Genomic DNA, 11,982 nt, shown 5'->3' on the forward strand with positions numbered 1-11,982 from the left:
CCTCGGCGGCCCGCACCCCGGAACGGTTGACTGGCCGTCGTGACCGATCGCTCACTCCCCGAAGACCCTGAGGCGCTCCTCCGGCTCGGCCGCGAACTGCTCGCCGCCCAGCCCTTCAGCACGCTGCTGGAGGCCCGGCTGGACGGCTTCTGGCCAGGCCGGGCGGAGCTCTCCCTCCCGCTCGGCCCGAGCCTGCTGCAGCAGTACGGCCACGCCCACGGCGGCGTGATCGGCTATCTCGCCGACAACGCGATGACCTTCGCCGGTGGTTCGGTGCTCGGGCCGGCGGTGGCCACTGTCGGGTTCTCGATCAACTACCTCCGGCCGGCCCAGGGCGAGCGGCTGGTGGCCGAGGCAAGAGTGGTCAACGGCGGCCGGCGGCTCGCGGTGGTGCGCTGCGACGTGTCGGTCCGCGACCCCGCCGGTCCGCCGACACTGTGCGCGGTCGCCCAGGGGACGATTGCCACGGTCGACCGGCCCGGCTCCTGAGGCCGGCGTGGCCGGGCCTACTCCTCGCCGGGGAGCAGATGGCGGAACGCCGCCAGGTTGGCCGTCGACTCACCCCGCGACGTACGCCACTCCCACTCGCGGCGGATCGCGCCCGCGAAGCCGAGTTCGAGCAACTGGTTGAACGAGGAGTCGGCGGCGTCCAGCACCGTGCCGAGGATCCGGTCGATCTCCGCGGACGTGACCGCCGTCAACGCCACCTTGCCGGTGAGGTGGATGTCGCCCAGATGGTCCACCGCGAACGCCACGCCGTACAACCGCAGGTTGCGTTCGAGCAGGTAGCGGTAGACGCCCTCGTGGTTCTCGTCCGGCCGGCGGGCGACGAACGCGTGCACCGTCACCGCCTGCTCGCCCACGTCCAGCACGCACGTGGTGCGCAGCTTGCGTTCACCGGGCAGCTGCACCACGAACGAGCCGGGACGCGGCTCCTCGGCCTCGACGCCCAGGTCGGCGAGGGTGGCCCGGATCACGGCGGCGGCATCATCGCTCACTCGCCCACCGTAACCGTGCCGTGGTGGACTGGGGGGACCCGTTCGGCGTCGGGCCTGCCTGCTCAGCGGAGCATGGTGACCGAGCGTTCCGGCGGGGCGAGTGCCGCGGAGTAGACGTCCAGCATGCGCGCCGCCGTGACCGCCCAGCCGAACCCCTGCGCGTGGCGTAGGCCGCCCTCTCCCAGCCGGGCGAGCCGGTCGGAGGCGTCGAGCAGTTCGCCCAGCACCTTGGCCCACCTGCGCGGGTCGTGACCGTCGACCAGCACCCCGGAAACGTCGTCGGCCACCGCGGTCAGCAGGCCACCGGTGGCGGCCGCCACCACGGGCGTGCCGCAGGCCTGCGCCTCCAGGGCCACCAGCCCGAACGACTCGTTGTACGACGGAACGGCCACCAGGGTCGCCGCGCGGTACCACCGGGCCAGCTCCGCCTGCCGGACCGGAGGCACGAACCGCACCACGTCGCCCAGCCCCAGGTCGCGGGCCAGCCGGGCGAGCTTGCCCGGTGCGGCCGTGCCCGATCCGCTCGGACCGCCCACGATCGCGACCACGAGACGTCGCCGCAGGCCGGGCCGCACGCGCACCAGCTCGGCGGCCGCGCGTACCAGCACGTCCGGCGCCTTCAGCGGCTGGATCCGGCCCGCGAACATCAGCACCACGGCGTCGTCGGGCAGGCCGAGCTCACGCCGGGCGGACCGGGTGTCGCCGGGTGCGAAGACCTCCAGGTCGACGCCAGGGTTGACAGTGACCACGCCCGCCGGATCCGCGTCGTACAGCTCGACGAGCTGGCGGGCCTCCTCGTCGGTGTTGGCGACCAGCCAGTCCGCGGCCTCCACCACCTGCTCCTCGCCGATCACCCGGGCCCGCGGCTCGGGCCGGTCTCCCTTGGCGAGCTGGGCGTTCTTGACCTTCGCCATGGTGTGCATGGAGTGCACCAGCGGGACGCCCCAGCGTTCCTTCGCCAGGGCGCCGACCTGCCCGGACAGCCAGTAGTGGGAGTGGATCAGGTCGTACCACCCGACGTCGTGGGCCGCCTCCGCGCGCAGTACACCGCGGGCGAAGGCGCACAGCTGAGCCGGCAGCTCGTCCTTGGCCAGGCCGGCGAACGGACCGGCCACCACGTGCCGGACCCGGACACCGGGCTCGGCCTCGACGATCGGCGGCTGGTCGCTGCTGGTCGCCCGGGTGAAGATCTCCACCTCGATGCCCAGCGCCGCCATCCGGCGGGCGAGCTCGACGACGTAGACGTTCATGCCGCCGGCGTCACCGGTGCCCGGCTGGTCCAGCGGCGAGGTGTGCACGCTCAACATCGCCACCCGCCTGGGCACGATTCCGTGGCGCACCCCGACGCACCTCCTCCGCCGACGACCCGGCTCCCGATCACGGCCGACGGCAGGGCCGGCCTGATCCATTGCAACCTCCGGGCGTCGGTGGGTCATTCCCCGGTGTCCGAACCGGTCGCCTGCTCACTCCCCGAGGCGGCGCCCAGAGCCTGGGAGAACGCGCCGAACACCGCGGACGTGAACAGCACGAACCTTGCCTCGACCACCCGTGTGGGGGTGTCACGGACGGCCTGGAGCGCGGTCCGCGCCGCGTCCTCGAGCGGCCAGCCGAAGATACCCGCCGAGATCGCCGGAAACGCGATCGTCGCGGCGCCGAGATCGTCCCCCACGCCGAGCGCGTTGCGGTAGCAGGCCGCCAGCAGGCCGCGGTCGCGCTGGCCGGCGTTCCAGTTGGGGCCGACGACGTGCACCACCCAGCGAGCGGGCAGGTTGCCGGCCGACGTCGCACCCGCCGCGCCCACAGCGAGGCCGTCGGGGAACAGCCGCACACAGTCGGCCAGGATGGCCGGCCCGCCGGCCCGGTGGATCGCCCCGTCGACCCCGCCACCACCGCGCATGGCGGAGTTGGCGGCGTTGACCACCACATCGACCGGCTGGGTGGTGATGTCACCTTCGAGGAGTACGACACGGGGACTCACGGGCGCCTCACAGCACTCAGTCCGACGCCGTTCAGGAGCGACAGGATGGCGATGCCGACCACCAGGTTGATGGCGGCGGTGATCAGTTGGCTGTTGCGGCTCGCGGCCGCCAGGAACGGCGTGACCACCGCTACCACGGTGGTGAGGGCCACGATCCAGGAGAAGAACAGCAGCGGGCGTGGAGTGGCCACCAGGAGCACGTGCAGCAACCCGGTGGCGGCGATCGCGGCCAGGGCCGCCAGCAGGGCGTACGCGAGGGTCACCATGTCGCCCAGGTGCGTGGCTCCCAGGGGTGGTACGACCGGAATGGTGACGAACGCCTGGATCACGAAGGCGGCGACGATCACTATCAACGCCGCGACCAGCGCCGTGGCCAGGCCACCAGCCCACAGCCTCCCCGCGTCCACCTCCGGGAGGTGGCGCTCCTCCGTGGGCACCGGAGGCCTCGGATGCTCGGTCATGGCGTTCCCCCGTGGCCCATTATTGCCCGGCCGCGGGGGAGCGCATGGTTCGGTGATCACCACGGCTCGATCAGCCGGCCTGCTCGGGGCGCAGTCGCACCCGGACCCGGCGAAAGCCGCGGCCCTTGTTCTCCACCTTCGCGATCTCGATCTCGCCGATGCTCCGCGTCGACGCCACGTGGGTGCCGGCGTCGGCCTGGACGTCCAGCCCGGTGATGTCCACCAGCCGGACCACCTCCACGTCGGCAGGAACGAGGTTGGTGGCGGTGCGGATGATGTCGGGCAGTGCGAACGCCTCCGCCCGCGGCAGCACGCGTACCTCGATCGCCCGGTCGGCCGCGACCTCGGCGTTGGCCGCCTCGGTGATCCGGTCGCGGAACCCCTCGGGCAGGGTGTCGAGGTTGAAGTCCAGCCGACCCTCCAGTGGGTGCATGTTCGACCCGGTGATCAGGGCGCCGAAGTCGCGGAAGACCACGCCGCCGAGCAGGTGGAGAGCGGAGTGGGTGCGCATCAGCGCGGTGCGGCGTACGTCTTCCAGCGCACCGCGCACGGACGTGCCGACCGGCGGGATCGGGTCGTCCTCGTGTGGCAGCAGGGCGAGGTCGTCGCCCTTGCGTACGCCGACGATCCGGGTGCGCACGCCGCCCCACAACAGCACGCCCTCGTCGGGTGGCTGCCCGCCGCCACCGGGATAGAACGCCGACCGGTCGAGCACGATGCCGTCCTCGGCACTGGCATCGAGAACGGTGGCGTCCCACTCCCGGACACTCTGGTCGGTGAGCTCGAGCCGGTGTGTGCGCCCGTGGCGGTCGAAGTCGGCGGTGGCCATGGGCGCACGCTACGCGAGCCCACCGACAACGCCGACGCCGTCGCGGCCGCCGCGGCCGTCGGCACCGCCGGCGCCGTTGAGGAACGCGCTGATCCGCGCGCGGACAGCCGCCCGGTGCTCCCAGAGCAGCCCGCCGGGCGGGAACACCTCGAGTTCGGCGTTCGGTAGTGCCGCCGCCGTCTCCCGCGCGACGCCGGCGGGATGGGCGTCGTCGCCTTCCTGGCCGACCACGAGGACCGGAGCCGTGCACCGGGCGAGGACGCCGCGGTCGGCGACCGGCTGCTGGTCGGCGAACGCCCGGAGCACCCGCGCGAACGCCGGGCCCGCCAACGCCCGCGCGCGGTCCCTGGCCCACGTCACGACCTCCGGGCGGTCGCGGACCGACGCGGGCTGGAGATCCCGCAGGGCCGCGGCCACGGCGTCGACGTCGCCACGGTCGGCCCCATCGATCCTGTCTGCCGCGGCCCGCATCCGGGTGGCCACCCACGCGGGGCGAGGGTGGTCCAGGGCGGCCGGCAGCAGCAGGACGGCGCGTTCGAAACGGTCCGGCGTCGCGGCCAGCACGTGCAGGATCGCGCCCGCGCCGAGGGACACGCCGACCGCACGGGATGCCCCGGTGTCGTCGGCGATCCTGCGTAGACCGGCGGCCAGGTCGCCGTACGTGAGGCTCTGCGCGCAGTGGAACTCAAGGAACGCCCGGGTGCCCAGAACCCCGCTGCCGAACGGCCGCGTCTGCTCGACCGAACCGCCGAGCCCGGGCGCGAAGACGGTGGTGGGACGGCCGTTGCCGGTCAGGAAGTACCGGGGGCGAGGCTCGTCGTTCGAGGCGGTCACCAGCCGCCGGAGGGCCCGCCGCCCCGGCCACCCCTGCCGCCGCGGCTGCCGCCGACCTCGCGGACGGCCGGCCGGACGCCGACGAGGTAAACAGCGGCCGCGATCGTGCCGGCGATGTTCAGCAGGCTGATCGGCGACCCGAACTGCGGGATCAGGTGGATCAGCAGGGCGAGCCCGGTGAGGATCAGCCACAGCGGCTTGGTCTGCTTGTCGACGGCCGGGAACGCCTCCGCCGGCCGCATCACGGCGTCACCCAGGGCGAACGCCTTCATGACCAACAGGATGAGCCAGAGCGCGATCGTGAGGTAGTCGACGATCGTGATGGGTGAGAACACACCCCGAGGGTAGCTGCCGGACGCACCCGGTGGCGGCAGCCCGACCGGAGCGTCTCGGCCTGCCGAGCGCTACCGCACCGTGAAGCGGGGCCGTGAGCGGGACGAAAGACGTCGAACGCCCGAAGGCCGCGAAGTGGGGCACGACCACGCGAAGGTGGTGCGTGGGCACGCTGAGCACGTGGGTGGTGTCCGCCCCGAGACACCACCCACGCCCACCCGCCGGACGGGAGGCTCAGCCGTTACCGACTCAGCTGCTCGTGCTGCTGTTGGTCGTGGGGGTCGACGACGTGCTGGTGGTGGTCGTCCCCGCCGAGGTGTTGCTGTTCGCGGGCCGCGCCGCGCCGGCCGGCGCCGACTTCGACGCGCTGGCCGTGGACCTGCGGGTGTTGGCCGAGCTCGAGGAGTCGGCGCGGCCGCCCTTGCTCGCCGCCCGCTTCCGGGTCGTCGACTTGCTCGCCGAACGCGTCGACTTCGAAGCGGACTTGGTGGTCGAACGGCCCCCCGTCTTGCTCGCCGACTTCTTCGCCGTCGACTTGGTGCCGGTGGCCTTGCCGGCCGAGCGGCCGGCCTTCTTGGCGGCGGTGCTCCGGCCGCCACGCGCACCGGCGGCGGCGCGCTGGATCGTCCGGCCGTTCTGCCCGCGCAGATGGCTCATGACGCCCTCACCGCGTTCGATCAGGTCTTCGTAGGCGTCACCGGCCGACATCCACATGGCCTGCATGGCCGACTGCGCGCGGCCGGAGATTCCCTTGGCCTGCTCGCGGATGTCACTGGTGGCGCTGCGGATCACCACGCCGAGGGTGTCGGCGCCCTCTTCGAGCCGCACCTGCATGCGGTCGGACACCTCGGCCGGGTCGGTGGTCTCCAGGGAGGAGATCTTGCTGGAGGCCATCCTGGAGATCTCCCGGATCTTCTCCACCGCCAGGTCGCCGGCACCGGCCAGGACGTAGAGCGGGGTGATGGTCTCGCTGATGTTCTTGTTGCGAGTGGTGCGGGGCATGTCAGTCCTCCTGACGGGCGTGACGTACAGCCCGGTTCTGGGTCGTGCTCTCGCGTTCCGGCTCACTGGTCTCTTCCTCGTCGGCCTCGCGGCGAAACGACGAGTAGATGTCGAGCAGGACCCGCTTCTGGCGTACCGAGAGAATCGGGTCGGCGTGAATGGCCATCTCGACCGAAATGTCCTGCTCGCCGTCACCGTCGGTGGGGTCGAGCAGTCCGGCCCGGACGTAGAGAACCTCCGCGGAGACCCGCAGCGCCTTGGCCAGCTGCTGGAGCACCTCGGCGGAGGGTTTGCGCACGCCGCGCTCGATCTGGCTGAGGTAGGGGTTGGAGACCCCGGCGAGGTCGGCGAGCTGGCGCAGGGAGAGCTCGGCGTTGCGCCGCTGCTCCCGGAGGTAGTCACCGAGGGGACCGATGGACCGGACCTTCATGACTCCCAGTGTGCTTGCAAAAGCAAGCAAGCGCAAACTCGGAGCAAACAAGAGTCGCAGACTCCGCGATTCCCCGAACGGGTGCCACCCGCAGCGCGCCTCGGACGCCTCAGAAACCCACGGCGCGGACCTCACCCACCGGAACCCCGCCACCGGTCAGCACGGCGTACGCCTGGGCCTCCACGACCGGGTTGGTGACGCCCAACCGGCGCAGCGCCGCCGCCATCACCACCGGGCGCGCCCGCTGGCCGCCGTCCTCGATCTTCAGCGCGACCGTCCGCCCGTCAGGCAGCGCGGCCGCGTAACAGGCCTCGGCCCCACCCTTGGCGAACAGCCCCGGCGTCGCGCCGATCAGCGCCGCCTCGTCCCGGGTACTGCCGCTGGTGTACGCGGGGTGAGCACGGACCGCGGCCACGAGCCGGGCCTCGGGTGAGCCCTCCGGCGCCCGCACCATCGCCTGGAACGCGCGGGCCAGGCCGGTGAGGCTCAGCGCGAACAGCGGGGCGCCGCAGCCGTCCACGCCGGTGTGCGCGACCTTCTCCGCCGCCAGGCGTTCCACCGACTCCCGGATCGCCTTCTGCAGCGGATGGCCCGGATCGAGGTACGTCTGCGTCGGCCACCCAGCCGCGACGCAGGTGGCCAGCATGGCGGCGTGCTTGCCGGAGCAGTTCATGGTCACCCGGGCGGGTCCGCCGCCGGCCCGGACGAGCGCGTCCCGCGCGGCCTCGTCGGCCGGCCAGTCGGGCGGGCAGCGCAGGTCGTCCTCGGTGAGCCCGGCGGCGGTCAGGATCCGGCGTACGCCCGCGACGTGGAAATCCTCGCCGGAGTGGCTCGCGGTGGCCAGCGCCAGGAGTTCGCCCTGCAGATCCAGGCCGCTGTGCAGCATGCCGGCCGCCTGCATCGGCTTGTTGGCCGAGCGCGGATAGATCGGCGACTCCACGTCGCCGATCGCGAGCGCGGTCGAACCGTCCGCGTCCAGCACCACCACCGAGCCACGGTGGCGGCACTCCACGAAGCCGGAGCGGACGACCTCGGCGACGACCGGAAGGGGGGCGGGCCGCGGGGGCTGAGACGACATCAGGGACGACACGAGGCCGCACCCTACCCCCGGCCGGTGAGGGTTGGCCCTACCGCGGCTGCCGCGGCCGCCGCGGCTACTGCGGCTTGACGTTGAGCAGGTCGCGCGCCTCGCCCGGCGACATGGGCGGCCGCTGGGCGAGCTCGGCGAGCCGGGCTGCCCGGGCGACCAGCTCGTCGTTGTGGCGTACCGGCCGGCCCCGGGCGAAGTTCAGCGTGTCCTCCATGCCGACGCGCAGGTGGCCGCCGCAGCTGAGCGCCGCCAGCGCGACCGGGAGCGTCGTCCGGCCGATGCCCGTCGCCGACCACGACGTCACCGCCTCCGGCAGCGCCTGGACCGCCGCCACCAGGGTGGCCGCGTCGCCGGGCATCCCGCCGGGAACACCCATCACCAGGTCGCAGTGCACCCGGCCGCCGTACGGCAGGCCGTAGGTGTCCAGCAGCCGGTGCAGCGCCGCGACGTGCCCGAGGTCGAACAGCTCGAACTCCGGCACGACCTCCCGCTCCTGGGTGAGTTCGTACAGCCTGGTGACGAACGGCCACGGATTGGCGAACACGTCGTCACCGAAGTTGACCGTGCCCATCGTGAGCGAGCACGAGTCGGGTTCGGCATCCAGCACCCGCAGCCGGTCCTCGAACGGGTCGGTCACCGCGCCACCGGTGGACAGCTGGACCACCAGGTCCGTCTCCGCGCGTACGGCAGCCACCGCCGCCCGCAGCCGGCCGACGTCGAGCGTGGGCCGGTGCTCGGCGTCCCGGATGTGCAGGTGGATCATCGCCGCCCCGGCGTCCTGGCAGCGCCGGGCGGTCTCGACCAGCTCCGGCAGCGTGGTCGGCAGGGTCGGACACGCCTCCTTCGTGGTCTCCGCCCCGGTCGGGGCGACCGTGATGAGGGTCGGCATGCACCGCATCCTGGCAGAGCCGGAACAATGGGGGCCATGCGTGCGGTCGTCCAGCGTGTCAGCGAGGCCCGGGTGGCCGTCGACGGCGAGACCGTGGGCGCGATCGACAAGCCGGGACTGCTGGTCCTGCTCGGCGCGACCCACACCGACACCCCGGCGCTGGCGGAGAAGCTCGCCGGCAAGATCTGGGGGCTGCGGATCCTGCCCGAGGAGCGGTCCTGCTCCGAGATCGGTGCGCCGTTGCTGGTGGTCAGCCAGTTCACGCTGTACGCCGACACGCGCAAGGGCCGCCGGCCGTCGTGGTCGCAGGCCGCGCCCGGCGAGGTCGCCGAACCCCTGGTGGAGCACTTCTGCACGACGCTTCGCGGTCTGGGTGCGCACGTGGAGACCGGCCGGTTCGGCGCCCACATGGACGTCTCGCTGGTCAACGACGGGCCGGTCACGCTGGTCATGGAGGTGTGAGCAGTCGATGAGCGAACCTGATCGCGCCGGAGCCGGTGCCGACGTGCCGCGGTGGGCGCCGTCGCCGCGGGAGTACGACGACCTGGCGCTGGCCCTGGACGGCATCCTCGCCGAGGTCACCGTGGCCGTACCAGCGGACCTCGCCCCGGGCGGGGACGCCGGCGCCGCCGAGTTCACCACCGCCGAGCTCACCGACCTGGAAGGGACCCCGGTGGCCCGGCTGGACGTCTCGGCGGCGGCGGAGACCGCACCGGGCTCCTGGACGCTGACCGGGACCGTCACGCCGCTTCGCCCGCGCGAGGACGGCGTGTTCCGCCACCTGCACCGCACTCCGGCGCAGGTGCGTGACCTGCTCGGCCCGGACGGCAGGGTCGCTGCCGTCCTCCTCGACGCTCCGCTGGACCGGGCCGCGCTCGACCGGGTGGCCGACGCGGTCGCCGGGTACGACGCGACCGTGCTGCTTGCGCTGGTCGGCGCCGGCTCACCGCGCGGCGTCTCGGCGCACACGCTGGTCCGGGCCACCCTCGCCGCCGCCGAACTCCTGCCCGGGCAGCCGCTGGTGGTTCCCGTGCCGCTGGCGGCGCGCACCGACCCGGCGGCCGACCTCGCGCTCCGCGAGCTGGTGGCCAGGGCGTACGGCGATCCGGTCCGGCCGGCGGTCGATCCGGACAGGCGTGGCGACCGCGAGCGACACCCCGCGCCGATCGCCGCGGCTCTGGGGTCCGCATCCCGGTGCGCGCACCAGCGCGGACTGGTGGTGTTCTTCACCGGCCTGTCCGGCTCGGGCAAGTCGACGCTCGCCCGCCGCCTGCACGACCTGGTGCTGGAACGCGGCGACCGTACGGTCACCCAGCTCGACGGCGACGTCGTACGCCGGATGCTGTCCGCCGGGCTCGGGTTCTCCCGCGCGGACCGCGAGGCGAACATCGCCCGGATCGGGTTCGTGGCGGCCGAGGTGGCCCGGCACGGCGGGCTCGCCATCTGCGCACCGATCGCGCCGTACGCCGCGACCCGGGCGGAGGTACGCCGGATGGTGGAGGCCGCCGGTGGCACGTTCGTGCTGATCCACGTGGCGACCCCGCTGGCCGAGTGCGAACGCCGGGACCGCAAGGGTCTCTACGCCAGGGCCCGGGCCGGCCTCATCCCGGAGTTCACCGGTATCTCCGACCCGTACGAGCCGCCGGACGACGCCGACCTGGCGATCGACACCAGTGACGTGACGGTGGACGACGCCGCGGCGAAGGTGCTCGGCCTGCTCGACGAACGCGGCCTGCTCAGCCCTCCTCCGCCGACGCCGTAGCCGGGCGCGCCCGCCGCCCGGAGAGTTCCTCCGGCGACTCCGGCTCCGACGCCTCCTCGGACCGGTCCCTGGTGAGGACGACCCGGGCCAGGATCCCGAGCACCACGCACCCGGCGACGACCGTCGCCATCGGCAGGGCCGAGCGCACCTGGACCGCGGTGACCAGCGGTCCGGCCAGCGCGCCCACCACGAACTGCAGCGTGCCGATCAGCGCCGACGCCGTACCCGCCATCTCGGGGTGCTGGGCCAGGCCGAGCGCCATCGCGTTCGGGCCGACCATGCCGAGGCTCGCCACCGCCACGAACAGCGGCAGCAGAACGCCCACCACCCCGCCGACCGACGTCGCGGCGGCGAGGACGAGCAGAATCGCGCCGGCCAGCGACGTGAACTGGCCGATCGCCAGCAGCCGGCGCGGGTCCACCCGGCGTACCAGCCTGCCGTTGGTCTGGGAGAACGCCATCAGCCCGAGGCCGTTCAGGCCGAACAGCACGCCGTAGAACTGCGGGCTGATCCCGAACACCTCCTGGTAGACGAACGGCGAGCCGGAGATGTAGGCGAACATCCCCGCGAAACCGAACCCGCCGGCCAGGGCGTAGCCGAGGAAGGACCGGTCACGAACCAGGCGGAGGTAGCTGTGGGCCGCGTCCCGGGCCCCGCCGTGCCTTCGGCGCTCGACCGGCAGGGTCTCCCGCAGCCCGAACAGCACGCCGACGAACAGCACCACCCCGAACGCCGTCAGCACCCCGAACAGCATCCGCCACGAGCCCAGCCGCAGGAGCTGGCCACCCACGACCGGCGCGAGGATCGGGGCCAGGCCGGTGACCAGCAACAGCAGCGAGAACAGCCGGGCGATCTCTCGGCCGGACACGAGGTCACGCACGATCGCGCGGGCGATCACGATCCCCGCCGCGCCACCGAGCGCCTGCACCACCCGCCCGGCGACCAGCACCTCGACCGTCGGCGCGACGGCACACACCACCGAGGCGACGGCGTACGTGCCGAGGCCCACCAGCAGCGGGCGTCGCCGGCCCACCGCGTCGGAGAGCGGGCCGACCACGGCCTGACCGCTCGCGAGTCCCACCAGCGCGGCGGTCAGCGTGAGCTGGAGCAGCGTCTGGCTGCTGTGCAGCTCGCGCGTCATGTGCGGCAGCGCCGGGAGGTAGAGGTCGATGGTCATCGGCCCCAGGGCGGTGAGCCCGCCGAGCAGGACGATCAGCATCGGCGCGATCCGGCGCCGGGCCTGCCCCGGCGGCTGATCGGTCGGGTTCTCGACTGACTGCTCGGGCGGCTGGTCGGCCGGCTGGTCGGGTGGCTGGGTCGAGGACTGTGCAGAGGACATTGTCAGCGCAGCACCCGCGGCAACGTCGTTCTTCCGA

At 73.1% G+C, this 11,982-nt stretch carries 15 protein-coding genes; 3 read left to right on the forward strand and 12 right to left on the reverse strand.

Translation table 11 applies throughout. The features are described from left to right. Positions 1–39: 39 nt before the first annotated feature. Positions 40–489, forward strand: coding sequence for a PaaI family thioesterase (locus BLU27_RS02355; protein ID WP_092650130.1), 450 nt, complete (start codon positions 40–42; stop codon positions 487–489). A 17-nt stretch (positions 490–506) separates the two neighbouring features. Here BLU27_RS02355 and BLU27_RS02360 read toward each other — a convergent pair whose 3' ends face one another. From BLU27_RS02360 to BLU27_RS02410, 11 genes are all read right to left on the reverse strand, one after another. After that, positions 507–998 carry a type III secretion system chaperone family protein gene (locus BLU27_RS02360; protein WP_092650132.1) on the reverse strand — a complete coding sequence of 164 codons (492 nt, stop codon included), beginning with the start codon at positions 996–998 and terminating at the stop codon, positions 507–509. A 62-nt stretch (positions 999–1,060) separates the two neighbouring features. After that, positions 1,061–2,338 carry a D-inositol-3-phosphate glycosyltransferase gene (gene mshA, locus BLU27_RS02365; RefSeq protein WP_479683691.1) on the reverse strand — a complete coding sequence of 426 codons (1,278 nt, stop codon included), beginning with the start codon at positions 2,336–2,338 and terminating at the stop codon, positions 1,061–1,063. A 92-nt stretch (positions 2,339–2,430) separates the two neighbouring features. Beyond that, entirely contained in the window at positions 2,431–2,976 is a 546-nt protein-coding gene (locus BLU27_RS02370; RefSeq protein ID WP_092650136.1) for an O-acetyl-ADP-ribose deacetylase, read from the reverse strand. Further along, positions 2,973–3,437 (reverse strand): DUF6069 family protein, encoded by a 465-nt coding sequence (locus tag BLU27_RS02375; RefSeq protein WP_092650138.1) that lies wholly within the window; start codon positions 3,435–3,437, stop codon positions 2,973–2,975. Before BLU27_RS02375 ends, BLU27_RS02370 begins: the two co-directional genes overlap by 4 nt. 70 nt (positions 3,438–3,507) lie before the next feature. Then, entirely contained in the window at positions 3,508–4,266 is a 759-nt protein-coding gene (locus BLU27_RS02380) for an alanyl-tRNA editing protein (protein WP_092650140.1), read from the reverse strand. Between the two features lie 9 nt (positions 4,267–4,275). Continuing rightward, positions 4,276–5,100, reverse strand: coding sequence for an alpha/beta fold hydrolase (locus BLU27_RS02385; RefSeq protein WP_197681640.1), 825 nt, complete (start codon positions 5,098–5,100; stop codon positions 4,276–4,278). Next, positions 5,097–5,435, reverse strand: coding sequence for a DUF2516 family protein (locus BLU27_RS02390; protein ID WP_197681641.1), 339 nt, complete (start codon positions 5,433–5,435; stop codon positions 5,097–5,099). The genes BLU27_RS02385 and BLU27_RS02390 overlap by 4 nt, the downstream gene beginning before the upstream one ends. A 247-nt stretch (positions 5,436–5,682) precedes the next feature. Next, a complete protein-coding gene (locus BLU27_RS02395; protein WP_092650142.1) occupies positions 5,683–6,435 on the reverse strand; it encodes a hypothetical protein in 753 nt (250 codons plus the stop codon). A 1-nt stretch (position 6,436) separates the two neighbouring features. Further along, positions 6,437–6,865: a helix-turn-helix domain-containing protein gene (locus BLU27_RS02400; RefSeq protein ID WP_092650144.1), complete on the reverse strand. Its 429-nt coding sequence runs from the start codon at positions 6,863–6,865 to the stop codon at positions 6,437–6,439. 109 nt (positions 6,866–6,974) lie between these two features. Beyond that, a complete protein-coding gene (locus BLU27_RS02405) occupies positions 6,975–7,943 on the reverse strand; it encodes an asparaginase (RefSeq protein ID WP_092657056.1) in 969 nt (322 codons plus the stop codon). Between the two features lie 76 nt (positions 7,944–8,019). Then, positions 8,020–8,844, reverse strand: a complete 825-nt coding sequence (locus BLU27_RS02410) for a beta-keto acid cleavage family enzyme (protein ID WP_092650146.1) — start codon at positions 8,842–8,844, stop codon at positions 8,020–8,022. A gap of 36 nt (positions 8,845–8,880) precedes the next feature. Between BLU27_RS02410 and dtd the strand changes: the two genes are divergently transcribed. Beyond that, positions 8,881–9,306, forward strand: a complete 426-nt coding sequence (gene dtd / locus BLU27_RS02415; RefSeq protein ID WP_092650148.1) for a D-aminoacyl-tRNA deacylase — start codon at positions 8,881–8,883, stop codon at positions 9,304–9,306. 7 nt (positions 9,307–9,313) lie between these two features. Next, positions 9,314–10,606, forward strand: a complete 1,293-nt coding sequence (gene cysC / locus BLU27_RS02420) for an adenylyl-sulfate kinase (RefSeq protein ID WP_092650150.1) — start codon at positions 9,314–9,316, stop codon at positions 10,604–10,606. Here the strand turns inward: cysC and BLU27_RS02425 are convergent. Next, on the reverse strand, positions 10,581–11,945 hold the full coding sequence (locus BLU27_RS02425; protein WP_092650152.1) for a Bcr/CflA family multidrug efflux MFS transporter: 1,365 nt from the start codon (positions 11,943–11,945) through the stop codon (positions 10,581–10,583). The genes cysC and BLU27_RS02425 overlap by 26 nt on opposite strands. Positions 11,946–11,982 lie beyond the last annotated feature (37 nt).

This window comes from Actinopolymorpha singaporensis (assembly GCF_900104745.1).
Classification (GTDB): domain Bacteria; phylum Actinomycetota; class Actinomycetes; order Propionibacteriales; family Actinopolymorphaceae; genus Actinopolymorpha; species Actinopolymorpha singaporensis.

Bases quoted from the DNA above. Each gene is read 5' to 3' on its own strand.
- BLU27_RS02375 (WP_092650138.1), bottom strand. From the start codon at position 3,437: ATGACCGAGCATCCGAGGCCTCCGGTGCCCACGGAGGAGCGCCACCTC.
- BLU27_RS02425 (WP_092650152.1), bottom strand. From the start codon at position 11,945: ATGTCCTCTGCACAGTCCTCGACCCAGCCACCCGACCAGCCGGCCGAC.
- cysC (WP_092650150.1), top strand. From the start codon at position 9,314: ATGAGCGAACCTGATCGCGCCGGAGCCGGTGCCGACGTGCCGCGGTGG.
- BLU27_RS02395 (WP_092650142.1), bottom strand. From the start codon at position 6,435: ATGCCCCGCACCACTCGCAACAAGAACATCAGCGAGACCATCACCCCG.
- BLU27_RS02400 (WP_092650144.1), bottom strand. From the start codon at position 6,865: ATGAAGGTCCGGTCCATCGGTCCCCTCGGTGACTACCTCCGGGAGCAG.
- BLU27_RS02410 (WP_092650146.1), bottom strand. From the start codon at position 8,844: ATGCCGACCCTCATCACGGTCGCCCCGACCGGGGCGGAGACCACGAAG.
- BLU27_RS02405 (WP_092657056.1), bottom strand. From the start codon at position 7,943: ATGTCGTCTCAGCCCCCGCGGCCCGCCCCCCTTCCGGTCGTCGCCGAG.
- dtd (WP_092650148.1), top strand. From the start codon at position 8,881: ATGCGTGCGGTCGTCCAGCGTGTCAGCGAGGCCCGGGTGGCCGTCGAC.
- BLU27_RS02380 (WP_092650140.1), bottom strand. From the start codon at position 4,266: ATGGCCACCGCCGACTTCGACCGCCACGGGCGCACACACCGGCTCGAG.